The sequence below is a fragment of the Haloferax profundi genome (genome assembly GCF_001469865.1).
GTDB lineage: Archaea > Halobacteriota > Halobacteria > Halobacteriales > Haloferacaceae > Haloferax > Haloferax profundi.
The window spans coordinates 1-1207 of record NZ_LOPV01000329.1 but is presented as its reverse complement, the minus strand read 5'-3'; the positions used below and the strand labels follow the sequence as shown (position 1 = coordinate 1207).

Annotated in this window: 2 protein-coding genes and 1 pseudogene; 1 reads left to right on the top strand and 2 read right to left on the bottom strand. The window is 62.1% G+C overall.

Annotated elements, in window-relative coordinates; translation table 11 throughout:
* Positions 1-250 (top strand): hypothetical protein (locus tag AUR66_RS12830; RefSeq protein ID WP_058572739.1); only part of this gene is annotated, 250 nt, incomplete at its 5' end.
* A 57-nt stretch (positions 251-307) separates the two neighbouring features.
* Here AUR66_RS12830 and AUR66_RS12825 read toward each other — a convergent pair.
* Positions 308-601: a hypothetical protein gene (locus AUR66_RS12825; RefSeq protein ID WP_157533107.1), complete on the bottom strand. Its 294-nt coding sequence runs from the start codon at positions 599-601 to the stop codon at positions 308-310.
* Positions 602-687: 86 nt separating this feature from the next.
* Positions 688-1207 (bottom strand): annotated as a pseudogene (locus AUR66_RS12820) (cytochrome bc complex cytochrome b subunit); the annotation flags it as partial.

The window sequence follows — 1207 nt, the reverse complement described above, 5'->3', positions numbered from 1 at the left end:
TGCAGGCTGTCTCGGCGGGAGCAACGGGACTGGCTACCTGACCGTCGAGCGTGTGGACGAACTCCCGCAAGGGGACGGTGCAGTCTCCTACGACAACCTCTCGCCGGAACAGAAAAGCGCGTTCCAGCGGGCGCTCGACGAAGACGGAAGCGTGACAATCCACAAAGGAACCGACCGAAACGAGTTCATCGAACCCGGCTACGTCCGATACGATGGCGGCATCTACCGGACGACTGTTTCGATTCCCTGACACCGTCGCACGTCCGTTCCCTGTCTGGCGATAGGCCCCCTCAACCGCGAGCACGAACTACACCGCTTCTGTCTCTCTCTCCCGGACCCAGACGGCGCCTCGGAGGAGAATTCCGAGTGAGACGACCACGAGCGCTCCGAGTGCGAATGGGTGCTCGTCGTCGAGGCCTGCGACGTTGCTCCCGACCGAGACGACTGACCCGGTCACGAGAAGAAGCACGGACGTCAACGACAGCGTGTCAGTCCCGCCCCGAAGTTCGTCGTAGACAGCCTTCGTGGCCGCGACGATGACAGCCACGACGGCGACACCGAGGGCGATAGGGACCACAGCGGACGGGTCGAGAGAGACCATACACCGCGAGTCAGCGTCTCGGGTGATGTATGTGTCGGTGAGAACGGATGTTTCGACGAGGTCGATACCTCGTCCCACTCAGCGGGCTACACCTTCTTCGGCGGCCTGAGCCGGTAGTAACGGCGGTTGAGGTTGTACATGTAGCCCTCGCGCATCGTCTTGAGCACCGCGTAGGTGATGGTCCCGAAGACGATGGGGAGCAGGAACGTCAGGTCGAACAGCAACCGGACGCTTATCGGGACGAGGTTCTGGATAGCGAGGATGCTGATGGTCATCGCGAAGACGACGCCTGCGACACCGACTGCCGCCCAGAACGGTTCTTCGACGGGACGCCGTGCGGACCCCTTGTTGAGGAAGGGGACGATGGCGATGAAGCCGACGACCACACCGTTTGCGAGCACACCATAGGTACGGTCGGCCATTATCTTCTGGCCGCCGAGGATGGCGAGTTCGGGGTTCAATGGGTCGAGTTTGAGCAGACCGAACGACCAGTAGAGGTACCAGTCGGGCAGGATAATCGCCGGGGTCTGACTCGGGTTCGCCGGCGGGCCGATGTGTGGCGGCATCGTCGCCGAGAGGAACAGAATCATCCCGACGAAGAACGAC